Genomic DNA, 21,359 nt, shown 5'->3' with positions numbered 1-21,359 from the left:
ACCATGAAGCATGCCCCCCACTTAACTTTTTCTGAAAATTCAAACTCGACGCTTGTAACCATCATTAGTGAGCATCACGCTTGGCGAACGCTGAGCGGCGTGCAAACAAATGACTATTACGCTTATCGCAATGCACTGCTAAATGGCTGCCATCTTCAAAAAGCCTCTTTCGAACTTCGTCACCCAGAAGTAATGATTTACGACTTGAGCAACATAGAACCAGATTTCGACTATTTGTCCGATGACGAAATAGTGAATACATGGAAGTACTTAAACCTAAGAACGAGTCAATTAAACTCAATTGAGCTCCGAAAAATAAAAGGAGATGGTCTATCGCCGGAAATAGCTATTTCTGGACCGTCCAAACCTTTATTGCTTGACTACAAAAAATCTCTAATTAGAGAAGCACTCTCTAACTCCTCTCATAACAAACAATTCTCATCGATTAAGCCAACGGTTCGAGGCATCGCAAAGAACAGGTTACTGATAGCCACAAATGACGAAACGATGGACTTTCACAACCGATTCTGTGCGTTCTACAGCGAATATATCTCTCACGAACATTGGGACAGCAGCCTACCGCTAAATACAAGATACATTTATGAGGATCATGCCATTTGGCACAAAATTAAAACGATAGCAAAAAACAAATTATTTTTACTATCGGCTGGTCTACCACTCGCACTTGGTTATCTAGCAACGACCGGAGATCGAAACATCTTCTTTTCAGAAGTCCATCGGCAAAACGATCCAAGCCTGCTAACTAGAGACAACGATTTCCTTGACATTTTTCCTCATATTTTATCGTCTAACGAGTCATGGCTAATAATAGACAAAGCTTATACTGGGGGAAGTCTAAGAGCAGCAGCCAATATGATCAGAAAAAAACTAGGCTATGAACTCGAGGTCAAAACGTTAGCACTATTTCCAAAAACCTTCAGCGCCTTCATGAGCGCAGACTATGCCATTTATGCAGGAAAGCTCTTTGAGGTCAGATCGTATGCCTCACGATTGGATAGAGAGAACTGGCATACACAATTGATAACTGAGCACTCAATATGAGAGCACTATTCAAGCGCGAATATGTAGCCGAACTGGAAGGATGCCTTTATGAAGCCAGAAAACAATTACGCCGTTATTGGGCGGCAACGTTGGCCTGTCTTCCAAGCCTCAACATTGAGAATAAGATCTGGGACAACGCCCAAACTAAATTCGATATAGATTGCCAAAATATATTATTCAAATGTCTTTCAAGTATCAGCATCCGAATCACAATCTATTCCGAGGAAAGTACTTTACCTATAAATTTTGGGAGCCACGGAGACTTCTACTTATTGATAGACCCTTTAGATGGGACACACAACGCAGTTCTAGGCTTTCCCGGCTATACATCTAGCGTGGCGCTTTATCATGATGGAAATTATGTCTTCGGCTGGGTTTACGACATATCGAGAGATTTAGTTTACACCGCTGCATACGGCGAGGGAGCCTATCTTCAGTCTCCAATAACTGTAAAACGGCTTCAGACTCGAAAACCCAACTCAATAGAAGACATGCGAATTTCATTTCACCGCCCCAAAAATAATAGGGACATAAATAAAATTCAAAACCTTATATGGTCGGCAGCTAAAGTTCGCGTTTATTCATGTTCTTCTCTGGAGATATGCCTGATTGCCGCCGGCGTTCTTGATGCATTCATAGACATAGGTCCGCCTGGACATGAGCGGAGTTGCGATATTGCCGCTGCAGAGTTAATACTCAGAGAGGCAGGTGGAGCACTATTCGATGATAAAGGTCACCCCAGATTCTGCCTACCACCAACGACTGCCTCCCTATCAGATAACGCAACATTGATTGCCTTATCCTCAGAAGAACTGATACGAATAATTTTATAGCGCAATTCAAATGGAGACGAATCATGCTGCAAGAAACAGTAAAGCTGAAACTTGAGTTACTATCCAACGGCGTTAGTTTTTCCCAGGAGTTCCTAGAGTACTTTCAGTCCCAAACAAATCACATTGAAAAAAGGCGAGCATATGGAACGGGTGATAGCGTCATACTTAGTTCTGACACCCGGACGCCGCAGGAAATCATTCTCGACGGTCAGATTATAGCTGCCGCCAACCACAATCCGAACTCAAACTACAGAATAACTTTAGAGCAAGAAACGCCATCACTAAGATACGGCAACAAAGTTATAAAAATTACCTTTCCGACGAGACCACGATCCTACGGAAAACGTTTGAGCAATGGCGAGCTTCTCGAAAGGAACTTAACTGTATACGGAGATTCGACCCTCGGAATTTTCTCACCTGGCCATTGCTATTACTTCAATGATGGTCATGAATGTAAATTTTGCTCTCTGGGCCCAGCAAGAGAAAGCCTATCCGATCACAAGATGCGTATTAAAGGCGATGTAGCGGGGGAAGCAGTAGCAACAGCCATCGAAGATGAGAGCAACCGGTACAAGAGAGTTCTATTGAACGGCGGCACAATCCCGAATTATGACAAAGGATATGCAATGCATATAGATTTACTTGAACGAGTAAAACAAAAAAATCTACAAAACGGCTTGGACTATCATCTAATTTCTATGCCTCCTAAGGACTTCCGACTTTTTGAACGATTCAAAGCAGTTGGCAACAACATGTCAATGAGCCTGGAGGTATTCAATTCAGACTTATTCTCCGAAGTTTGCCCAGGTAAATCTCGTGATTTCACTCGGGAGCGATTTCTTGCCGCTTTTGAAGCGGCTGTAGACGTTTTAGGTCACGGCAATGTATACGCTGGATTTGTAGCAGGCATGGAGCCATTAGAGTCAATCATTGAAGGTATCGAGTACTTTGGAGAGATGGGAGTTGTTCCTGCAGTTGCGGTGTTCCACCCTGACGCCGGTTCACAATATTCTACAAGAGAGCGACCATCTGTGAACTTCCTGAATACACTCGGTAAAAAGATGTCAGAGATATATCGCAGAGAAGGATTTCGCCCGTTAATAGAAGGAAGTGGTAGAAATTCTCTTGACACCGAGGCTTACTTGGGAGGTTTCGAATGAAATACACATCTGAGAAGGCAGTATTCATCGCATTTGAAGGCACGGATGGTGCAGGGAAATCAACTGTTGCAAGGGCCACATATGACAATATTCTTGAGTCCCACGCTGCGCTGCATTATATAGACAAGAACCGTCCACCGGTATCATCAGGCTATTCAGAGTTTCATATGTCCCGCCTTCGTGAGGTTCTTTGGGATTATCCCGACCAAGCCCCACTTGAGCAATTAGGTGATAGACATTGGTTGACCCTGATCACTGCTTGGTTTCAGGCCACGGACTATGCCGCCGTAAGACCACTAGTTGATTCTGGCATGAGTTGCATCGCCGATGGTTGGTACTATAAGTACCTAGCTCGCTTCCTGCTTAAAGACGAAGACTTGGCTGAAGAAGCCTTAGCAGTATTCTCGACAATTAGAAAACCTGATTTCGTAATTTTTTTAGATGTCGATCCAGTTCTTGCGGCGCAGAGAAAGGAATCATTCCGCCTGAGCGAGAGTGGAGCCTATGATGGAGGCAATGAAGATCGCATCAAGAGTTTCATTGAGTATCAAAATCGAGTCCGATCCAGTTATGAGAGATGCGGTTTAGAAAGCTGGGTTCGGATCGATACAACTGACCTAAGTGAGGAGGCCGTACTTGATAAAGCGATAAGCGCCGTACGGAGCATACTCAACGGAATATAGTCTTCACAAAACACCCGCCCAGCCTTGGTGCATTCCATCAGTGTTTTAATGACGGCCCGTTCGATGCAGAGACATACAACCGCAGGCTCCCGTCCGGGAAAGTCTTTACTACCCCTGAAACTAAGGGCCACCACTAACTCCTGCTCGCGAAAGCGGCGTGTCAGTCAATAGAGATGTCGAATGTACCGGCCTCTTCGCGAGTAAGCCCGCTCCCACAGGGGATTTGCGGTGTGCTTAGAGCTTGAGCACCATCTCATGCCACGCCATGCCGCCATGGTCGGACGCCGACGGTTTGACGTAGGCAAAACCGAACCCGGCATACAACGGAATATGCCGTTCCTTGCACATCAGGTTGATGCTGACCTTGCCCATCGCACGCATGCGCTCGATGAACTCGCCCATCAGGAGCTTGGCCAGGCCCTGCCCCTGATAATCCGGGTGCACCACCACCGACATGATCACCACGTGCGGTCCGGCCGGGTCGTGACCGATCAGCTCCTTGAACGCCTCATCCGACATTTCCACCTGGAACGCCGCACCGGAGTTGATGAACCCGGCGACGGCCCCATCCACTTCAGCGACGATAAAACCCTCGGGCCAGGTGGCGATGCGGGTGGCGATTTTCTCACGGGTCGCGGCTTCATCACCTTCGTAGGCAAGGGTCTCGATGGCAAAGCAGCGGTCCAGATCGGCGGGGATGACGTTGCGGATGACGGTGTTCATGGCAGCTCGGAATCAGCGTGGGAAAGGCCGGGATGATAAATCAGCCGAAGTGGGACATCGAGAGACGAATCGCTGGACCCGCCACTCGACACACATCTCATGCCTTGATCGGAATCCAGATCTCCAACTTGCCGGTGTTGAGCTTGGGGTTGAAGTCTTCGCTGTAGCGTTCCAGCTCCGGCTCATTCAACACCTTATGCCCCGACTGCTCCTGCCAGGTGCCGAAGATGTACTGAAACAGTTGCGGCAAGGTATCCAACGGCCCTTTGTGCTCGAACACCGCGTACAACTGAGGCTGAACCTCAACCCAACGGTATTGTTCCGGCAGGTCGTCGAGTTTGCTGATCTCGACGCCAGCTATGTAATCGAAGCCGCCCTTGCCGTCGAAATTGCAGCAGACACCGTAGGTGACTTCGCCTTTTTGGCCGGGAATGTTACCGATGTGGGGCTCGAACTTTTCCCAGAGTGCGGGAATGCCCTGGGTGGTTTGCTGGGTGAATTGACCGCCCAGCCCTGCAATCAGCAGGAAATGCCCGTGCTCGAAGCGCGGTTGCGTCAGTTCGACGCGTGCTAACTCATCCATGACTCGACTCCTGGCGCGTAAAAATGGGTTCGGCTGGGAGTATAGAAGCCAAACCCGATTCGCCCAATTACAGTGCGTGCAACTGCTCGACGGCCGCGGCACCGAAGAACTCGTTGTAACCCGATAGGATCACGTAGACCGCGAAATAGCAGAAGATCGCCGCCGATGCCATGTAGGAATAGCGCAGCAACTTGTCGCCCAGCAACTTGCCGCCGTGGCTGGCGGCGAAGCACAAGCCTGCCGACCAGAGCAGCCCGGCACACAGGAAACCGCCGAGAAACAGCGCCGAACTGAGCGGGCCACCGCCACCGGAACGGGCGATCAGGGTGCCGCCCACTGCAGCGAACCAGAGAATGGCGCTGGGCGAAGACATGGCGAGAAAGATCCCGCGGAAAAATTCCTTGCGGTGGGAGTTGTTCCCGACCTCTGCCGTCTCGGCCAGCAGCGCCTCGTGGTGAATCGCCGAATAGACCATCTTCGCCGCGAAGTACACCAGCAACGCCGAGCCACCGATCCACAACACCCAGCGCACGGTTTCGTATTGCAGCAACACGGTGATGCCGGCCAGCGCCAGCACCGCGTAGATCAGGTCGCCGACGCAGGTACCCAGGCCCAGCGCAAAGCCTTGAAAGTAGCCGCGCTGCATCGCAAGGGTGATCATCGCGATGTTCGCCACGCCAATGTCCAGGCACAGCGAAAGGCTCAGCAGGAAGCCACTGGTAAATTCCATCGACCCAATTCCTTCGGAAAAATTTGTTCACATTGAGGCTGGACAGTCTGCCACAGCTGCCCGTACATTCCGCCACAGGTCACCGCTGACCTGCGTCGCTCGGACGGTTCCGGGCGCTTACGTTATCCGAGGCAACAATGGCCGAACAAGGTTCGCCGCGCCGCTTTGCGCGCATAGATCGACTCCCCCCTTACGTTTTCAACATCACTGCCGAGCTGAAGATGGCCGCCCGTCGTCGTGGCGAAGACATCATCGACTTGAGCATGGGCAACCCCGACGGCGCCACGCCGCCGCACATTGTCGAAAAACTCGTACAAGTTGCTCAACGCGAAGACACCCACGGTTACTCGACTTCCAAAGGCATTCCGCGCCTGCGCCGGGCGATTTCCAACTGGTACAAGGAGCGCTACGAGGTCGACATCGACCCGGAAAGCGAAGCCATCGTCACCATCGGCTCCAAGGAAGGCCTGGCACACCTGATGCTGGCCACCCTGGACCAGGGCGACACCGTGCTGGTACCGAACCCGAGCTACCCGATTCATATCTACGGTGCCGTGATTGCCGGCGCCCAGGTGCGTTCGGTGCCGCTGGTGCCGGGCGTGGACTTCTTCGCTGAACTGGAGCGGGCCATTCGTGGTTCGATTCCGAAGCCGAAGATGATGATCCTCGGTTTCCCGTCCAACCCTACCGCCCAGTGCGTGGAGCTGGATTTCTTCGAGCGCGTCATCGCCCTCGCCAAGCAGTACGATGTGCTGGTGGTGCACGACCTGGCTTACGCCGACATCGTCTACGACGGCTGGAAAGCCCCATCGATCATGCAAGTGCCCGGCGCCAAGGACATTGCGGTGGAGTTCTTCACCTTGTCCAAAAGCTACAACATGGCCGGCTGGCGCATCGGCTTCATGGTCGGCAACCCGGAACTGGTCAACGCCCTGGCGCGGATCAAGAGCTACCACGACTACGGCACCTTCACCCCGCTGCAAGTGGCGGCGATTGCCGCGCTGGAAGGCGATCAGCAATGCGTGCGCGACATCGCCGAGCAGTATCGGCAGCGCCGCAACGTGCTGGTCAAGGGCCTGCATGAACTGGGCTGGATGGTGGAAAACCCGAAAGCGTCGATGTACGTCTGGGCGAAAATTCCCGAGGCTTATGCGCACCTGGGTTCGCTGGAGTTCGCCAAGAAGCTGCTGGCTGAAGCCAAGGTGTGCGTTTCGCCGGGCGTCGGCTTTGGCGAATACGGCGACGACCATGTGCGCTTCGCCCTGATCGAAAACCAGGACCGGATTCGCCAGGCCGTGCGCGGGATTCGCGGGATGTTCAGGGCGGATGGACTAGTCAGCAAATCCAACACCTGACACAAAACCTGTGGCAACAACTTCCTGTGGCGAGGGGGCTTGCCCCCGTTCGGCGGCGAAGCCGTCGTAAAACCAGTTAACGCATTCCGCCTGAAAAACCGCAGTGACTGCTTTTGGGATTGCTGCGCAATCCAACGGGGGCAAGCCCCCTCGCCACAATGAACAGGGTTATCCTTGGGGCACAAAAAAACCGCATCGCTGCGGTTTTTTTGTGCCTGTCGAATCGCTTAAACGAACAGCGACAACAACAGAATGAAGCCCAGGCCGACCACGGAGAGGATCGTTTCCATCGCAGTCCAGGTCTTGAAAGTTTCGGCCACGGTCATGTTGAAGTACTGCTTCACCAACCAGAAACCGGCGTCGTTGACGTGGGACAGGATCAACGAACCTGCACCGGTGGCCAGCACCAGCAGCTCACGGTTCACACCTGGAATCATCCCCACCACCGGCACCACGATGCCAGCACCGGTAATGGTCGCCACGGTTGCCGAACCGGTCGCGATACGAATCACCGCCGCCACCAGCCAGGCCAGCAGGATCGGCGAGATCTGTGCGTTGACCGCCATATGGCCGATCACGTCGCCCACGCCGCTGGTCACCAGCATCTGCTTGAAGCCACCACCGGCACCGATGATCAGGATGATCGCGGCGGTCGGCGCCAGGCTCGCATCCAGCCATTTCATCATTTGGCTGGAACCGATGCCCTGCTTGTAGCCGAAGGTATACAGCGACAGCAGCAACGCCAGCAGCAACGCCGAAATCGGGTGACCGATCAGGTCCATGAAGGCGCGGAAGATATTGCCATCCGGCAGCACCACGTCAGCAAAGGTCTTGAGCAGCATCAGGAACACCGGCAGCAGCACGGTCACCAGGGTGATGCCGAAGCTCGGCAGTTCGGCCGAATCGGTTTCGCGCGCCAGTTGATCCACCAGCTCCTGATTCGGATGACCGGGAATGTGCTTGGCAATGAACGTACCGTAGATCGGGCCAGCGATGATGGCGGTTGGCAGCGCAACGATCAGGCCATACAGAATGGTTTTACCGATATCGGCACCGAACACGCCGATAGCCAATAGCGGACCCGGGTGCGGCGGCACCAGGCCGTGCACGGCGGACAGGCCAGCCAGCAACGGGATACCGATCTTGATGATCGACACGCCAGTGCGGCGGGCAACGATGAACACCAGCGGGATCAGCAGCACGAAGCCGATTTCGAAGAACAGCGGAATACCGACCAGGAACGCGGCGAACATCATCGCCCACTGCACCTTGTCCTTGCCGAACGCGCGGATCAACGTCTGCGCAATCTGATCCGCACCGCCCGACTCGGCCATCATTTTGCCGAGCATGGTGCCCAGCGCGAGGATGATGCCGACAAAGCCGAGCACGCCACCGAAGCCGTCCTGGAACGCCTTGATGATGGTGCCGATCGGCATGCCGGAGGTCAGCCCGAGGAAAGCTGCGGCGATGATCAGGGCAAGGAAGGGGTGCAACTTGAACTTGGTGATCAGGAAGATAAGCCCGATCACCGTGACCACTGCATCGAGCAGCAGGAACGTCTCGTGGGACATGCCAAACATTAGGGGTGTCTCCTGGTTGTTGTTGTTATTAAAGCGGGTTGATCAGAAGTCGTGAGGACAGCGCTGTCTTTGCAAACACAGTCATACCGCCTGTTTCAGGCCGTTCGCCTGCCACCAGACATGAGCCTGCGCTGCCAGTTGCTCGACGCTATGGGTCGAAGCGTCCAGCGCCAGGGTCAGCGGCTCGCCCACGGGCGATTCAAGGGTGGCGAACTGGCTGTCGATCAGGGTCGACGGCATGAAATGGCCCGGCCGATGGGAGACGCGGTCCGCGGCCACTTCGGGGGTCAGTTCAAGGAACACGAAGCCCAGGCCCGGCAAGGCACTGCGCAGACGTTCGCGATAGATGTGTTTGAGTGCCGAGCAGGTCAGCACCGGGCGCTGGCCCATGGCGTCGACACGGCGCAGTTCATCGCACAGGCTGTCGAGCCAGCCGGCGCGGTCTTCATCGTTCAGGGGGATCCCCGCGCTCATCTTTTCGATATTGGCGGCAGGGTGGAAAGAGTCGCCTTCAATGGCAGTGGCGCCGCTCAATTGGCACAGGGCCTCGCTGACGCACGTCTTGCCGCAACCGGCAACGCCCATGATGACCAGGGCGGTGATGGGATGATTCATGTAACACCTCAGCGCGCAGACAGCGCTACCTTTGCCAGTTATGACACTAGACCAAAAGCAGAAGTTGCCGACGCCTTTCTTGTCATTTTATGGGTTGCAGCAGGTTAGGTCCCAACGCCAAAAAGCAAGGATCAGGCGAACCCTCGCTCACGCATTTGCAGCTGCATCGAGACAGCGCTACCTTAGTGCCTTGAATTTTGTTTGGCAAGCCATCGATGAACCCAACCAAGAACGATAAAAATACCCGCACCACTGGCCGCCCTACCCTGAACGAAGTAGCCCGACTGGCCGGCGTCAGCCCGATCACCGCTTCCCGCGCCTTGCGTGGCGTCAGCACTGTTGCCACTGAACTGGTGGAAAAGGTGCAGAAAGCGGCGCTGGAACTCAACTATGTGGTCAACCCTGCCGCCCGTGCCCTGGCCTCGGCCCAGAGCCATTCCGTCGTGGTGCTGGTGCCGTCACTGTCCAACCTGCTGTTCATCGACACCCTGGAAGCCATTCATCAGGTTTTGCGGCCCAAGGGCTTCGAAGTGCTGATCGGCAACTTCCACTACTCGCGCGATGAAGAAGAAAACCTGCTGCGTAATTACATGGCCTATCAGCCACGCGGCTTGCTGCTGACGGGTTTCGACCGCACCGAAAGTTCGCGGCGGATGATCGAAGCCAGCAACATTCCTTGCGTGTACATGATGGAGCTGGACAGCGCCGCCGGGCTCAATTGCGTGGGTTTCTCGCAACTGGCCGCCGGCGAAACGGCAGCCGAACACTTGTTGTCTCGCGGCCGCAAACGCCTGGCCTACATCGGCGCGCAACTGGACCAGCGCACCTTGCTGCGCGGCGAAGGCTTCCGCAAAGCCCTGCAAAAAGCCCGTTTGTATGACCCGGCGCTGGAAGTGCTGACGCCCCGCCCGTCATCGGTCGGGCTGGGCGGTGAATTGTTCCTGCAGATGCTCGCCAGTCACCCGGATGTCGATGCGATCTTCTTCGGCAACGACGACCTGGCCCAGGGCGCGCTGCTAGAAGCGCTGCGACACGGGATCAAGATCCCCGAGCAAGTGGCGATCCTCGGCTTCAACGACCTGCCCATGTCCGAACACATGGTCCCGCGCCTGAGCAGCATCAACACCCCACGCGAAGCCATCGGCCGCCGCGCGGCGGAGCAGATGCTGACACTGATGGCCGGCAATACCGTGGCCAGACCGGTGCAGGACATGGGGTTTGAGTTGAAGGTGCGCGAGAGTACGTAGCCGCGACATAGACCACTGTGGCGAGGGGGCTTGCCCCCGTTCGGCTGCGAAGCAGTCGTAATCCAGTTCACGGGGTATACCTGTATGACTGCGGCGTCTGTTTTTTGGGGGTTGCTTCGCAACCCAACGGGGGCAAGCCCCCTCGCCACAGGGAAAGCCTCTCACCCCCGCTCCGTGTTTAATCCTGCGGATCAAGGTTATCCAGCACCCGGTTCACCGCCAGCTCGGCCAGCATGATGATCTGTGCAATCGCCAGTGCCGTATTGCGCTGGCTGCCTTCCAGAAACGTAGCAAAGTCATTGGTCATCACACTCGCCGAGGCCAGTGATTCGCAGGCGTGCGCCAGCAGCGTTTCGTTATTGATGCCAGGTGAGATGGAGAACATTGGGCTGGGATTGCGTGGGGGGTTCGGCGTGGGTTTGAACATGGCAATGCTCCTAGAGTGGTGGAGCTGCCACGATTCGCTGCTAGACGAAAATAAGGTGGCAGCCGTGCGCGGGCTAGCAGACCAGGACTCTAGAACCCGGTAGACCCGAAGGTCTTCCCACGCACAGCCGCCATAACATGAACTGATCACGAATGGTGGACGCTATGCGCCTAAAGTATCCGGGCTGCTAGACCCGATCGCTGAATTTACAGCGACACGGAACGATAGAGTCCGGATACCAGGCGCACAAGTCGGCGGATTCTGGCGTAGTTGTAGGCAAGGGTGCAAGAAATCGTAGCCCGCGGAACGCCCCTGAAGCCGATTGCCTCAGACCATTCCTACACAGCATTTCGAAACATCTTTTACCCTCCGCGACCCGAGCGTCGAGTGCAGAATCCGCAAACTTTTTTCTCGCGGATATTCCTGTGCGCAAAGCGATTTTCCTGACCTTCTTGCTCGGCCAAACGATTCAGGCGCAAGCTTCGCAGCCGAACGACTGGACGCAGTTTCTAAGTGATCCGCGTTTCATGCCGGCAATCAAAAGTTGCCTCGCCTTGCACCCGAAAGCCGAGGGGCCAGCCGTTGTCATGAATGTTTGGCATGCGAACCTGGAAGAAGCCGGGGTCATGACAACCGACCTGAGCGGACGCAGGAACAACTGTTTCGCCCGCAAGGACACGGGGGTTTTAAGCCATTCCCAGACGGTTTTTGATCTGCCCGGCCCACTGTTTGTATCTGTGGATCAAGCCAAGGTTGCCCCCAAAGGCGAGTGTATCGAGCCAACCCCGGTGTACATCGACCAACAGCTTCAGGGCTGGATCCTCAAGCAACCTGCCCTCCATCCATACATTCCCAGTGCCTGTTCGACCCCGATCTGGACCGACCTGGTGCCGGGCAACCAGGTTCGGCCGAGCGCCTGAAGTCCAATCAAGAGCCGAACGCGGCGAGCGGATTTCAACTAACCTTTTAGAGCAACGAATGTCGCCCTCTGGTGGGCACGCTGTTAGATTCCCGTAGCGCACCAATTCGCTAACGGAGTAGCTCAATGGAACACACACTGAAGATCCTGGGTAAAGCCTCGTCGATCAACGTCCGCAAGGTTCTGTGGACGTGCGAGGAACTGGGCCTGTCCTTTGAACGCGAGGACTGGGGCAGTGGCTTTGCCTCGACCCACAGCCCCGAGTTTCTCAGGCTCAACCCCAACGCCCAAGTGCCCGTAATCATCGATGAAGCCGGAGTGTTGTGGGAGTCCAATACCATCTGCCGCTACCTGGTCGGCAAACACCATCACCATCATGCCGATTTGCTGCCAACCGACCCGGCCACCCGCGCCCGGGTGGAGCAGTGGATGGATTGGCAAGCCACCGAGCTCAATCCGTCCTGGAGATACCCGTTCATGGCACTGGTGCGCAAGGACCCGGAGTTCCAGGACGCGCATAGCCTCGAGGTCGGTACCCGTGGCTGGAACCAGAAGATGGGCATTCTCGAACATCAACTCGCAACCACCAAGGCGTATGTCGCCGGGCCACGATTTACCCTGGCCGATGTGGTCATCGGTTTGTCGGTCAATCGCTGGCTGATGACCCCGATCGAGCGTCCGGACTACCCCACCGTCGATGAGTATTTCAAACGCCTGGCGCAGCACCCCGGGTTCCTCAAGCATTGCTGCAACGGCTTGCCTTGAATGGCCGCAGGTTGCCACCCAGCGGCAACCGCTGACCGAAACCTCACTGCGACAATTGACTCAACTATTTGATTTTGTTGATTTTAATCGACGAGGCACGCTATTTGCTCAGACCAGGTATCGCCATTACCCACAAGGTCTCTTCATCATGTTGGTCAGTGCAAAACAATCCTTGGTGACCCCACTCGCCAAGCGTCCCGGTGACGAGCCATCCGCCGATGCCGCCGCCGGTCTTCAGGGCGGCATGCAGGCGGTCATCGCCCAGGCCATGCAAAACAATGTGCAGGCGCAAACCACAGCCACCAAACAGGTGCAGGACTCCGCCACCCAGATCGCCACGCAGCAGGTCGGCGAGGCGAGCAAGATCAGCGACAACGTCGACGAAGCGTTCGCCAAGACCCGCGTGAACCTGCAAGCGACAGACTCCACCAAGCTCAACGAAGGCTCGGCCACCGCCGAGTTCAAGGACTACATGAGCAAAACGCCTGAACAGCGCCTGCGTGACAGTATTCTGAAAGAGATGGGCATTACCGAAGAAGACTTGAAAGCCACGCCGCCGGAGAAACAACAGGCGGTCGCTCAAGAGATTGCCGATCGCATGAAAGACAAAATGCAATTGGCGCAAGCCGATAAAGACAGCAGCAGCGAAAAAGGCAGTCCCCAGGTGGTCGACAAGTTCCTCGCCTCGCTCTAACCATTGCGCAATAAAAAAAGGTCCCTCTACCGGGACCCTTTCTCATTTGCTCATTTCATGTAGGAGCGAGCTTGCTCGCGATGGATACAAGAGCGCTGCGTTTAGCCAGAAAACACGCGTTATCGTTATCGACCATCGCGAGCAAGCTCGCTCCTACAAGTTGCCCTGCTTAGTTCAGTTGCAACGTCGAGTTGAACTGGCTGATCGCATCCACCACGTGGCGCGAGCCCTGCTGGATTTCCAGGATCACCTCCCCTGCCTCGTTCGCCAGTTCCACGCCGAGGCCGGTCCGGCTCAGACTCGATTGCATGCTCGACACCGCACTCAGCGACAAGTCGTGGTTCTTGCGCACCACCTCGACAATTTCCAGCGTCGCCTGACTGGTGCGTGCCGCTAGGCTGCGCACTTCATCGGCCACTACCGCGAATCCGCGCCCGTGCTCGCCAGCGCGGGCCGCCTCGATCGCGGCGTTGAGCGCCAGCAGGTTGGTCTGATCGGCAATGCCACGGATGGTCTGCACGATGGTGCCGATGATGTCGGACTGCTTGCTCACGGCATCGATGCTCAGCGCCGCTTCGTTCAGGTCTTTGGAAATGTCCTGGATGATCTGCACCGTCTGCTGCACCACCTCGGAACCCTTGCGTGCACAGACGTCGTTTTGCACCGAGGTGCTGTGGGCCGATTCAGCGGCGGTTTGCAGGGTGGTCATCTGGTGAGTGATGTCGCTGGCAAACTTGACCACTTTGTACAATCGGCCCTTGGCGTCGAACAACGGGTTGTAGGACGCTTCAAGGAATATGGTCTGTCCCTGTTTGTTTCTGCGCTCGAAACGATGGGAGTGATATTCGCCGCGGTTGAGCGACGCCCAGAAATTCCGGTAATTCTGGGACTCGGCTTCGGCACGGTGGCAGAACAGGCTGTGATGCTGCCCCACCACTTCGTTGAGCGAGTACTGCATGGTTTTCAGGAAGTTTTCGTTGGCGCTGATGACCTTGCCGTCCGGGGTGAATTCAATCACGGCCATGGAGCGGCCGATCGCGGCGAGCCGGCTTTCGTTTTCGTGCTCCTTGTTGACCCGGGCGGTGATGTCGGTGGCGACCTTGATCACGCTTTTAACTTGTCGGTCGGGACCTAGCACCGGCATGTAGCTGGCTTCGAGCCAGATCTCCCGGCCGCTTTTATGCAAGCGCAAAAAGGTCCCGCTCACCGGCTCGCCCCGCGCCAGGTCGCGCCACAACTTGGTGTAGTCATCGCTGCGGTAATACTGCTCTTCACAAAAGACCCGGTGATGCTTGCCGCGCACTTCGTCGGCGCTATAACCCATGGCACTGCAAAAGTTTTCGTTGGCATCGATGACAATGCCGTCCGGGGTGAATTCAATCATCGCCATTGAACGACTGACCGCCGCCAACTTGGCGTTGGCCTCTGTCAGCGCACAGCTGAAGCGTTCGATTTCCAGCAGGTCAGCCTTGTGATGTAGGTTGAACATTGTTGTATCACCTTCAGCGCGGTTTTTTGATTGATGAAAGTTGCAGGTCTTTCACATCCACCACTACGTTCCGTGGAACAGGCACACGCATCCCTCCAAAAAGAAGGACTAGTCAGGTGATAAATGATGATCAATCGGAGGGTCCTTATAGCGACACGCTCATCAAGACATCCTTCTCTTGATAGCCCGCATGCGGGCCAGCCCTAACAGATTCACAACAAATTCCATTTAGCGCAAAGCTCCTTGTCATCAACTGTGGGTGCCTTCGATTGCGCACTCTTTCGCCAAGACATCGACCGCCTCATCACGGCCGACATGGTTAGTTACATCTGATCATAGACAGCAACCTTGGGCTTGCAAGGCCACTAGTCGGCCAGCATTGAGGACAAAAACGGTTCAGCAGCTGGTTGGGGGGTTACCGTTCGTCGAGCATGTCCAGCAGCGCCTGCACTGCCGCCGACGTTGGTTTGTTCGCCGCGACCACCAAGGCAAACTCGCGCTCGATCCTCGGCAACACCGGCACCACACGCAAACCCTGGCGATTACCCGGCAATGTCATTTCCGGCACCAGGCTCACGCCGATGTTTTCCCGCACCAGGGTGAGCGCACTGCTCCATTCACGGACCTCGACGCGCACATCCTGCAGTTGCAGGCCCGCATCGGCAGCCAGGCTTCGTGCATTGGTCGAACAACCGCCCGTGGCCAATACAAAGGGTTGCGCCGCCAACTCGGCGAGGGACACGCCTTCTTCATGGGAGCGCCGCGCCAGCGGGTGGCCGCCGGGCAATACCGCCATCCACGCATCGCGTCCCAATGGACTGGCCTTGCGCTCGGCGGATGGATTGAGCACCACGCCGACATCCACCAACCCTGCGCCGAGCAGGGTTTCCACTTCGTCATCGCTGACTTCCAGGGCGACCACCTCGATGCCGGGGTAGAGCCTGTTGAACTGACGCAGCAACGGCGGCAGAAAGGTCGCCAGTACCATGGGAAAACTGGCCAGGCGAATCGTCCCGCGTTGAATACCTTTTGCGGCCTCGACGGTGCTGCGAATGGCTTCCAGCGCACCGAGCATGGTCCGTGCCTGCTCGATGACCGGCAGGCCGATGGCTGTCGGCAACGTCTGGCGATTCTCCCGGCTGAACAACTGCACGCCCAGGGTTTCCTCGATCAAGGCCAGGGCCTGGCTGGCGCCTGACTGGGTCATGCCGACCCGTTCGGCGGCGCGGGTGATGTTGCCGGTGTCCGCCACGGCCACCACCATTCGCCAGTGCATCAGGTTCATCATGGCAGTAGCTTTCCTTATGGCAGTTTTCTGAAAGATTAATTTTACCGAGGGTGCCGAGCACTATGACACTGGCGTAAACCCACAACCAGAGCCCGCCCCATGAAGCTGTATTACGCCCCCCAAGCCTGCTCGCTCGCAGCGCATATCGTATTGCGCGAACTGGAACTGCCCTTCCAATTGATCCGCGTCGACAACATCACCAAAACCACCGCCGACGGCGACGACTTTCTCGCCATCAACCCCAAGGGTTACGTCGCTGCCTTGCAACTGGAGAACGGCGAGTTGCTGACCGAGGGGCCGGCGATCCTGCAATACCTGGCGGATCTGCAGCCGCAAGCGAAACTGGCCGCAGCCCAGGGGACATTCGAGCGGGTGCGGTTGCAGGAGTGCCTGAACTTCCTTTCGACGGAGATTCATGGCGGGCTTGGTTGGCTGTTCAACAGCCGATTCCCAGATGAAGTGAAAACGTTGATCAAGGAGAAGCTGTTCAAGCGTTTTGCGGTGTTGAACCAGACGTTGGAGCGGCAGGATTTTTTGATGGTGGGCGGGTTCAGTGTTGCGGATGCGTACTTGTTTACGGTGTTGCGTTGGGCGAGGTTGTTTGAGATTGATTTGAATGGGTGGCCGGCGTTGGCAGGGTTTCAAGCGAAGGTGGATCAGCGGCCGGCGGTGAAGGCGGCGTTGGCCGCCGAATTGGCGTAAGACTGAAGATTATTCGCGAGCAAGCCCGCTCCCACAGGACGGTAAAGAACTCATGTGGGAGCGGGCTTGCTCGCGAAGACGGCAGTTCAAGCACCACAGAAACGTCAGAAAGTACTACAAGCTTGCACTCACCCTGGTAGCCACCTCCCCCGGCACCCAGCCCTTCCACACCTGCGGTTGCTCACGCAAAAAGGCTTCGGCGACTTCCCGGGGTTTCTGGCGCTTTTCACTCATCTGGCCCAAGGTCTGGTTCAACAGATCAATCGGCAAATCGACCTTTTCAAAGAACGTCACCAGGTCAGGATATTGCGCCTTGAACGGTGCCGATACACCGATGGCCAGGCTCGCCGGCATCGAGCGCGTGCCCTTGGGGTTCGGGTTGTTGGCATCGGCCAGGGTTTTCCAGGCTTCGGCGTCGAACGGCGGCTCGTCGAGTTTCACCAGTTTGAACCGCCCCAGCAGCGGTGTCGGCGACCAGTAGTAGAACAGCACCGGCTTGCCACGGCGAATCGACGACGCCACCTCTGCATCCAGCGCGGCACCGGAGCCGGTGCGGAAGTTGACGTAGCTGGCGGTCAGGTCATAGGCCTTGAGTTTCTGGCTGTTGACGATTTCCGAGGTCCAGCCGGTCGGGCTGTTGAGGAAGCGTCCGCGGCTCGGGTCTTCGGGGTCACGGAACACGTCCTTGTACTTCGCCAGATCGGCAACGGATTTCAACTCCGGGGCCAACGGCTTGATGCCGCGCTCCGGATCGCCCTTGATCACGTACTCCGGCACCCACCAGCCTTCGGTGGCGCCTTTGACCGTATCGCCGAGGCCAAACACCTTGCCCTCCGCCGCTGCCTTGACCCAGGCTGGGCTGCGTCCGGCCCACTCTTCACCGATGACCTGGATATCGTTTTTCGCCAGCGCCGCTTCCAGGCTGACGGTGCTGCCCGGCAGCGTGTCGGTCGGGTAGCCGTAACCCTTCTCAACGATCAGGCGCAGGATTTCGGTGATCAAACTGCCGCTTTCCCAAGTGATGTCGCCGAAGTGAATGGGGGCGGCTTTTTCCGTGGCCGATGCCGGGTGGGACAACAGGCTCAGGGCCAGCAACGAACTGCCGAGCAGGGTTTTGATCGATCTCATGCGGACCTCTTGTTCTGGAGTGGACGGTTCAGGGATTGATTGGCGCTGTGCCGGTCGCACAGGGCCTGGGAACGGGCCATGTAGTCGCTGACTGAACGCAGCGAGATGCCCAGCGCAGCGGCAATTTGCGCATAGGTCAGGCCGTCGATCCGCGACAGCAGGAAGGTCGAGCGGACTTTGCCGGGCAGGCGCTGAAGGCTGCGGTCGACACGGGTCAGGATCTGGGACAACTGCGCCAGCTGCTCCGGCGAATCGGCGTGGATCGGCTCGGCCTGTTGCAGTTGCTGAAGATACCGGCGCTCCAGATCAGCTCGACGCCAGCGCTGATAGAGCAGGCGTTGGGCGATGGTGGTGAGCAAGGCACGGGGTACGCGGATGGCCGTCAGCCCAGGGGCTTCGAGCAGTTGCACGAAGGTTTCGCAGGCAATGTCTTCGACACCGGCGGCATCGTTCAAGGACTGGCGCAGGCGCGTGCAGAGCCAGTGGTAGTGGGCGCGGAACAGTCCGTCCACGTGTTTGCGATGAAGAATATCGGCGCCGGACATAGGGGCTCCTGGGTTAGGGGTCGCTGAATGTCCGGTGGTCCGGTGAGGCGGATCCTAGCAAGGAGCCTTATTCATTAATAATACTTAAAACTTATTTTTATATTCCAATTGGATAGTTTAGCTATACCTGTAGGAGCGGGCTTGCCCGCGAAAAATGGACCTGTCGACCCAACATTTGCGCCCTATCGCAAATGCCCATACCCCAACACCTCGGCTTCACGCTGATAATCGAGCACCACCTGATAGTCGCTTTCGCTAGCCGGCAGCACCTCTGGCAGACCGAGGGTTTCGGCGACGTCAGGCAATTCGCGCAACGCCTGATTCATCACCTGCAATAGCGCTTCAGCCTGCTGATCGCTGACGGTGACTGCCGTGATGTAAGGCAAGGTCGGGCTCAAGGCACTGCGCTCAATCACCCGCAACCCAGCCACTTCCTCTGCGGCATGGCGCGCCAGAAAGGCAAAGGTCACGCTGTCGATGGCCGCCAGATCGGTAAGGCCTTGGCGCAACCAACGCAGGCTTTCGCGATGACTGCCGCTGATGCCGACCTCAGCAAAAAATCGCCCGTCACGCTGCAACGGCGCCAACCGGTGGCGCAGCAAATTCATGCCGCTGTTGGAGTCCTCGCCATTGATCACGCCTCGGCTGCCTCGATAATCCGCCAGGGTTCGGCGCGAATCGTCGGTGCGCCCCAGGATCAGGCTGCAATGATTACCGCCACTGCTGTCCGGCAGCTCATACCGAGGGCGCCCCAGTACCCGGACCTTGCCGCGCAATGCCGTCATCAGCGGATAACCGCAGGTTTGTGTGAGCAGCAAGTGCGGCGACAGCCACTGGTCCGGCAGTGACAGGCCTGCGGCATCACGGCGGGTTTCGCCCAGATGTTCGAGGATTCGCGCCAGCCAACGTTCGTTGGCCTGGTGAATCAGCTCGGGGGCGACGTACATCTGTAGTTCGGCGATGTGTTGGGTCATAAAAATTTCCTCATGCAACGCAATCCCCTGTAGGAGTGAGCCTGCTCGCGATGGGCGACAACGATAACGCGGGAAGCCTGATTCACCGCGGCGCTCTCAGGTTTCTCGCGAGCAGGCTCGCTCCTACAGGGATTGAAGGTGATCCATGCTTCAGTGAAACGGATGCCTCGGGCTGTCGATGGCTTTGACGCCATGTTCACGCCACAACTGTCCATAACCCTGCACCAAAAACCCGCCACTGCGCGCCAGCCATTGCTCCCGGCGGGCCCGGTAAGCGCGGGGCAAGTCGTACCAGGGCAAGCCCGGCAACTCGTGATGCACAAGGTGGAAATTGAGGTTCAGGAACAGCCAGCGCCACGGCCAGGCGGCTTCATTGAGCACGGTTCGTTGCTCCGGCGCGGCATGGGGTCGATGTTCATAGTAGGAGCGAATCATGGCGATCGACAGCGCTGGCACGCTGATCAAAAACAGGTAATGCCAGACCGCAAACACGCTGAAGTGCGCGATGAACAGCAGCATCAACAGCGTCAGCGAACCGTGGCTCAGCCACATCAGCCAGGCCTGGCGATTACCTGCTTTCAATCGTTGCAACTCTTCACCGGCCAGCGCCAGCAAGGCCAACGGTGCACCCAGGGCAAAGCGGCCGAGCGCGGTCTTGTTCAGCCAGTGCAGGCTGCGCACCCACAGTGAACTGCCCTGCCATTGCCCGGCGCTCAGATAGCGGCTCTCCGGATCGCGACCGGGGACAGTCAGGTCCTCATCGCGGTGATGCAGCAAATGGCTATCGCGGTACAGGGTGTACGGATACCAGACGGCAAACGGCGCGTAACCAAGGATCTTGTTCAGGGTTGTCCAGCGCGTGGGATGACCGTGCAGCAGTTCGTGTTGCACGGACAACCACAGCACCAGCAATGGAATCAGCAACAGCGTGCTCCACCACAAACCTAGCCGATGGCTGCTCAACACGATGCCAAACCAGCCGCCATACACACCGATCAACAGCAACCAGGTCGGCCATTCGGTACGGGCGGTGAAGCGTCGGCGCAGGGTTTCGATTTCTTCTTGGTGGGCGCTATCGAAATAAAGGGGCATGGCGTTGCTCAGATTGGGACCAGTCCCCTTCTGTGCAATGGCCTTGGGAAATCCTGCAGATTATTTTCGGGAGGATCGCTCCCATGTTGCATGGGAGCGATCAATCAACGCGGGATCAGTGACCGAACACACCAACCTTCTTGGCCTTCTTGTCCGCGCGTTTTTCAATGGCGGTTTTCACCGGTTTTTTTTTCGCCGATTTCTTTGAATCCATACCTTTGGACATGATGCGTACTCCACTCGAGGGGATGTGAGATCAGGTATACACCTATCCCGCAGCGCGTGTTCTTTTATAATCGCCCGTTTTGCACACCGACAGCCCAAGACCATGTCCGACACCCGATACGCCCTGCTCGACGAGCCGTTATGGCCCTTGATGAACAAGTTCTACCGCGCTCACCAATCATCGATGAAAGCCGTGCGCGACGCGCAGTTGTGGGTGGCCCGGCGTGACCGGATTGTTGCCGCGCTGTGTTTGCGTCCGGTCTCCGGCGGGCATTGGCTGACCGGGTTGTTTGTCGATCCCGAGTGTCGCGAACAAGGGATTGCCGCCGGGTTGATTGCGGCCGCGGTGAAGGATTGCGAACAGCCGGTGTGGTTGTTCTGTCATCCGGACTTGCGCGGGTTTTATGAGCGTCGCGGGTTTACGGTCGATCCGCCGATGCCTTACGCGATGGTTGAACGCTTGAGTCGATATGCGCGCAGCAAGCCGATGATTGCGATGGGGTTGGAGCCGAAGTAACCGGGATCAAACATGTGGGAGCG

Annotated in this window: 22 protein-coding genes and 2 pseudogenes; 11 read left to right on the top strand and 13 right to left on the bottom strand. The window is 56.6% G+C overall.

From position 1 onward, the window contains the following. The first annotated feature begins 3 nt into the window (after positions 1 to 3). From KGA88_RS05020 to KGA88_RS05005, 4 genes are read left to right on the top strand one after another with little or no spacing between them, the layout of a single operon-like run. On the top strand, positions 4 to 1,062 hold the full coding sequence (locus KGA88_RS05020) for a hypothetical protein (RefSeq protein ID WP_223589375.1): 1,059 nt from the start codon (positions 4 to 6) through the stop codon (positions 1,060 to 1,062). After that, positions 1,059 to 1,895 carry an inositol monophosphatase family protein gene (locus tag KGA88_RS05015; RefSeq protein WP_223589371.1) on the top strand — a complete coding sequence of 279 codons (837 nt, stop codon included), beginning with the start codon at positions 1,059 to 1,061 and terminating at the stop codon, positions 1,893 to 1,895. Before KGA88_RS05020 ends, KGA88_RS05015 begins: the two co-directional genes overlap by 4 nt. Positions 1,896 to 1,918: 23 nt before the next feature. After that, a complete protein-coding gene (locus KGA88_RS05010; protein WP_223589368.1) occupies positions 1,919 to 3,055 on the top strand; it encodes a radical SAM protein in 1,137 nt (378 codons plus the stop codon). Further along, a complete protein-coding gene (locus KGA88_RS05005) occupies positions 3,052 to 3,738 on the top strand; it encodes a dTMP kinase (protein ID WP_223589364.1) in 687 nt (228 codons plus the stop codon). The genes KGA88_RS05010 and KGA88_RS05005 overlap by 4 nt, the downstream gene beginning before the upstream one ends. A 234-nt stretch (positions 3,739 to 3,972) precedes the next feature. On the opposite strand, the gene KGA88_RS05000 is transcribed toward KGA88_RS05005, so the two are convergent. From KGA88_RS05000 to KGA88_RS04990, 3 genes are all read right to left on the bottom strand, one after another. Then, on the bottom strand, positions 3,973 to 4,461 hold the full coding sequence (locus KGA88_RS05000) for a GNAT family N-acetyltransferase (protein WP_223589360.1): 489 nt from the start codon (positions 4,459 to 4,461) through the stop codon (positions 3,973 to 3,975). A gap of 97 nt (positions 4,462 to 4,558) precedes the next feature. Then, positions 4,559 to 5,044, bottom strand: coding sequence for a GyrI-like domain-containing protein (locus KGA88_RS04995; protein ID WP_223589356.1), 486 nt, complete (start codon positions 5,042 to 5,044; stop codon positions 4,559 to 4,561). Positions 5,045 to 5,111: 67 nt separating this feature from the next. After that, positions 5,112 to 5,774, bottom strand: coding sequence for a LysE family translocator (locus tag KGA88_RS04990; protein ID WP_110662620.1), 663 nt, complete (start codon positions 5,772 to 5,774; stop codon positions 5,112 to 5,114). A 137-nt stretch (positions 5,775 to 5,911) separates the two neighbouring features. Here KGA88_RS04990 and alaC point away from each other — a divergent pair, with 137 nt between their 5' ends. After that, positions 5,912 to 7,129, top strand: a complete 1,218-nt coding sequence (gene alaC / locus KGA88_RS04985; protein ID WP_223589353.1) for an alanine transaminase — start codon at positions 5,912 to 5,914, stop codon at positions 7,127 to 7,129. Positions 7,130 to 7,356: 227 nt separating this feature from the next. Here alaC and KGA88_RS04980 read toward each other — a convergent pair whose 3' ends face one another. Continuing rightward, a complete protein-coding gene (locus tag KGA88_RS04980; RefSeq protein WP_110662595.1) occupies positions 7,357 to 8,709 on the bottom strand; it encodes a GntP family permease in 1,353 nt (450 codons plus the stop codon). An 81-nt stretch (positions 8,710 to 8,790) separates the two neighbouring features. Continuing rightward, positions 8,791 to 9,324, bottom strand: a complete 534-nt coding sequence (locus tag KGA88_RS04975; protein ID WP_223589349.1) for a gluconokinase — start codon at positions 9,322 to 9,324, stop codon at positions 8,791 to 8,793. A 215-nt stretch (positions 9,325 to 9,539) separates the two neighbouring features. On the opposite strand from KGA88_RS04975, the gene KGA88_RS04970 reads away from it, so the two are divergent. After that, positions 9,540 to 10,571, top strand: coding sequence for a LacI family DNA-binding transcriptional regulator (locus KGA88_RS04970; RefSeq protein ID WP_223589345.1), 1,032 nt, complete (start codon positions 9,540 to 9,542; stop codon positions 10,569 to 10,571). Positions 10,572 to 10,749: 178 nt separating this feature from the next. Here the strand turns inward: KGA88_RS04970 and KGA88_RS04965 are convergent, their stop codons facing one another. Then, on the bottom strand, positions 10,750 to 10,998 hold the full coding sequence (locus KGA88_RS04965; protein WP_007974480.1) for a DUF6124 family protein: 249 nt from the start codon (positions 10,996 to 10,998) through the stop codon (positions 10,750 to 10,752). Between the two features lie 425 nt (positions 10,999 to 11,423). On the opposite strand from KGA88_RS04965, the gene KGA88_RS04960 reads away from it, so the two are divergent. The 3 genes from KGA88_RS04960 (at position 11,424) to KGA88_RS04950 (ending at position 13,376) form a co-directional block, all read left to right on the top strand. Further along, positions 11,424 to 11,918, top strand: a complete 495-nt coding sequence (locus tag KGA88_RS04960) for a hypothetical protein (RefSeq protein WP_223589341.1) — start codon at positions 11,424 to 11,426, stop codon at positions 11,916 to 11,918. A 125-nt stretch (positions 11,919 to 12,043) separates the two neighbouring features. Next, on the top strand, positions 12,044 to 12,682 hold the full coding sequence (locus KGA88_RS04955) for a glutathione S-transferase family protein (protein WP_223589337.1): 639 nt from the start codon (positions 12,044 to 12,046) through the stop codon (positions 12,680 to 12,682). A gap of 148 nt (positions 12,683 to 12,830) precedes the next feature. Continuing rightward, entirely contained in the window at positions 12,831 to 13,376 is a 546-nt protein-coding gene (locus tag KGA88_RS04950) for a hypothetical protein (protein WP_223589334.1), read from the top strand. Positions 13,377 to 13,545: 169 nt separating this feature from the next. Here KGA88_RS04950 and KGA88_RS31715 read toward each other — a convergent pair. From KGA88_RS31715 to KGA88_RS04940, 3 genes and pseudogenes are all read right to left on the bottom strand, one after another. Beyond that, positions 13,546 to 13,962: pseudogene (locus KGA88_RS31715) on the bottom strand (methyl-accepting chemotaxis protein); the annotation flags it as partial. Positions 13,963 to 14,091: 129 nt separating this feature from the next. After that, positions 14,092 to 14,760 (bottom strand): annotated as a pseudogene (locus tag KGA88_RS31710) (PAS domain-containing protein); the annotation flags it as partial. A gap of 520 nt (positions 14,761 to 15,280) precedes the next feature. Continuing rightward, positions 15,281 to 16,153 (bottom strand): LysR family transcriptional regulator, encoded by an 873-nt coding sequence (locus tag KGA88_RS04940; RefSeq protein ID WP_223589329.1) that lies wholly within the window; start codon positions 16,151 to 16,153, stop codon positions 15,281 to 15,283. Positions 16,154 to 16,252: 99 nt separating this feature from the next. Here KGA88_RS04940 and gstA point away from each other — a divergent pair, with 99 nt between their 5' ends. Beyond that, the gene (gene gstA / locus KGA88_RS04935; RefSeq protein WP_223589327.1) at positions 16,253 to 16,855 is read left to right on the top strand and encodes a glutathione transferase GstA; all 603 of its coding nucleotides are present in this window, start codon (positions 16,253 to 16,255) and stop codon (positions 16,853 to 16,855) included. Between the two features lie 114 nt (positions 16,856 to 16,969). Here gstA and KGA88_RS04930 read toward each other — a convergent pair whose 3' ends face one another. From KGA88_RS04930 to KGA88_RS04915, 4 genes are all read right to left on the bottom strand, one after another. After that, a complete protein-coding gene (locus KGA88_RS04930; protein ID WP_102675437.1) occupies positions 16,970 to 17,983 on the bottom strand; it encodes an ABC transporter substrate-binding protein in 1,014 nt (337 codons plus the stop codon). Beyond that, positions 17,980 to 18,528, bottom strand: a complete 549-nt coding sequence (locus KGA88_RS04925; RefSeq protein WP_223589325.1) for a sigma-70 family RNA polymerase sigma factor — start codon at positions 18,526 to 18,528, stop codon at positions 17,980 to 17,982. The genes KGA88_RS04930 and KGA88_RS04925 overlap by 4 nt, the downstream gene beginning before the upstream one ends. A gap of 182 nt (positions 18,529 to 18,710) precedes the next feature. Further along, positions 18,711 to 19,502, bottom strand: a complete 792-nt coding sequence (locus tag KGA88_RS04920) for a phosphate/phosphite/phosphonate ABC transporter substrate-binding protein (RefSeq protein ID WP_223589322.1) — start codon at positions 19,500 to 19,502, stop codon at positions 18,711 to 18,713. 150 nt (positions 19,503 to 19,652) lie between these two features. Further along, on the bottom strand, positions 19,653 to 20,594 hold the full coding sequence (locus tag KGA88_RS04915) for a fatty acid desaturase (protein ID WP_223589319.1): 942 nt from the start codon (positions 20,592 to 20,594) through the stop codon (positions 19,653 to 19,655). Between the two features lie 328 nt (positions 20,595 to 20,922). Here KGA88_RS04915 and KGA88_RS04910 point away from each other — a divergent pair, with 328 nt between their 5' ends. Further along, on the top strand, positions 20,923 to 21,336 hold the full coding sequence (locus KGA88_RS04910) for a GNAT family N-acetyltransferase (protein ID WP_223589315.1): 414 nt from the start codon (positions 20,923 to 20,925) through the stop codon (positions 21,334 to 21,336). Positions 21,337 to 21,359: the final 23 nt, after the last annotated feature.

It is taken from the genome of Pseudomonas sp. A-R-19 (assembly GCF_019956575.1).
Lineage (GTDB): Bacteria > Pseudomonadota > Gammaproteobacteria > Pseudomonadales > Pseudomonadaceae > Aquipseudomonas.
Note: the sequence above shows the minus strand (reverse complement) of the source record. Positions and strands in the feature narration are given on the sequence as shown.

What these genes read in the sequence shown, in the direction of transcription:
- KGA88_RS04965 (WP_007974480.1), bottom strand. Translation starts at nt 10,998, where the DNA reads ATGTTCAAACCCACGCCGAACCCCCCACGCAATCCCAGCCCAATGTTC.
- KGA88_RS04950 (WP_223589334.1), top strand. Translation starts at nt 12,831, where the DNA reads ATGTTGGTCAGTGCAAAACAATCCTTGGTGACCCCACTCGCCAAGCGT.
- alaC (WP_223589353.1), top strand. Translation starts at nt 5,912, where the DNA reads ATGGCCGAACAAGGTTCGCCGCGCCGCTTTGCGCGCATAGATCGACTC.
- KGA88_RS04910 (WP_223589315.1), top strand. Translation starts at nt 20,923, where the DNA reads ATGTCCGACACCCGATACGCCCTGCTCGACGAGCCGTTATGGCCCTTG.
- KGA88_RS04920 (WP_223589322.1), bottom strand. Translation starts at nt 19,502, where the DNA reads ATGACCCAACACATCGCCGAACTACAGATGTACGTCGCCCCCGAGCTG.
- KGA88_RS04970 (WP_223589345.1), top strand. Translation starts at nt 9,540, where the DNA reads ATGAACCCAACCAAGAACGATAAAAATACCCGCACCACTGGCCGCCCT.
- KGA88_RS04980 (WP_110662595.1), bottom strand. Translation starts at nt 8,709, where the DNA reads ATGTTTGGCATGTCCCACGAGACGTTCCTGCTGCTCGATGCAGTGGTC.
- KGA88_RS04915 (WP_223589319.1), bottom strand. Translation starts at nt 20,594, where the DNA reads ATGCCCCTTTATTTCGATAGCGCCCACCAAGAAGAAATCGAAACCCTG.
- KGA88_RS04990 (WP_110662620.1), bottom strand. Translation starts at nt 5,774, where the DNA reads ATGGAATTTACCAGTGGCTTCCTGCTGAGCCTTTCGCTGTGCCTGGAC.
- KGA88_RS04940 (WP_223589329.1), bottom strand. Translation starts at nt 16,153, where the DNA reads ATGATGAACCTGATGCACTGGCGAATGGTGGTGGCCGTGGCGGACACC.
- KGA88_RS04925 (WP_223589325.1), bottom strand. Translation starts at nt 18,528, where the DNA reads ATGTCCGGCGCCGATATTCTTCATCGCAAACACGTGGACGGACTGTTC.
- KGA88_RS04955 (WP_223589337.1), top strand. Translation starts at nt 12,044, where the DNA reads ATGGAACACACACTGAAGATCCTGGGTAAAGCCTCGTCGATCAACGTC.
- KGA88_RS04975 (WP_223589349.1), bottom strand. Translation starts at nt 9,324, where the DNA reads ATGAATCATCCCATCACCGCCCTGGTCATCATGGGCGTTGCCGGTTGC.
- KGA88_RS05010 (WP_223589368.1), top strand. Translation starts at nt 1,919, where the DNA reads ATGCTGCAAGAAACAGTAAAGCTGAAACTTGAGTTACTATCCAACGGC.
- gstA (WP_223589327.1), top strand. Translation starts at nt 16,253, where the DNA reads ATGAAGCTGTATTACGCCCCCCAAGCCTGCTCGCTCGCAGCGCATATC.
- KGA88_RS05000 (WP_223589360.1), bottom strand. Translation starts at nt 4,461, where the DNA reads ATGAACACCGTCATCCGCAACGTCATCCCCGCCGATCTGGACCGCTGC.
- KGA88_RS05015 (WP_223589371.1), top strand. Translation starts at nt 1,059, where the DNA reads ATGAGAGCACTATTCAAGCGCGAATATGTAGCCGAACTGGAAGGATGC.
- KGA88_RS04995 (WP_223589356.1), bottom strand. Translation starts at nt 5,044, where the DNA reads ATGGATGAGTTAGCACGCGTCGAACTGACGCAACCGCGCTTCGAGCAC.
- KGA88_RS05005 (WP_223589364.1), top strand. Translation starts at nt 3,052, where the DNA reads ATGAAATACACATCTGAGAAGGCAGTATTCATCGCATTTGAAGGCACG.
- KGA88_RS05020 (WP_223589375.1), top strand. Translation starts at nt 4, where the DNA reads ATGAAGCATGCCCCCCACTTAACTTTTTCTGAAAATTCAAACTCGACG.
- KGA88_RS04930 (WP_102675437.1), bottom strand. Translation starts at nt 17,983, where the DNA reads ATGAGATCGATCAAAACCCTGCTCGGCAGTTCGTTGCTGGCCCTGAGC.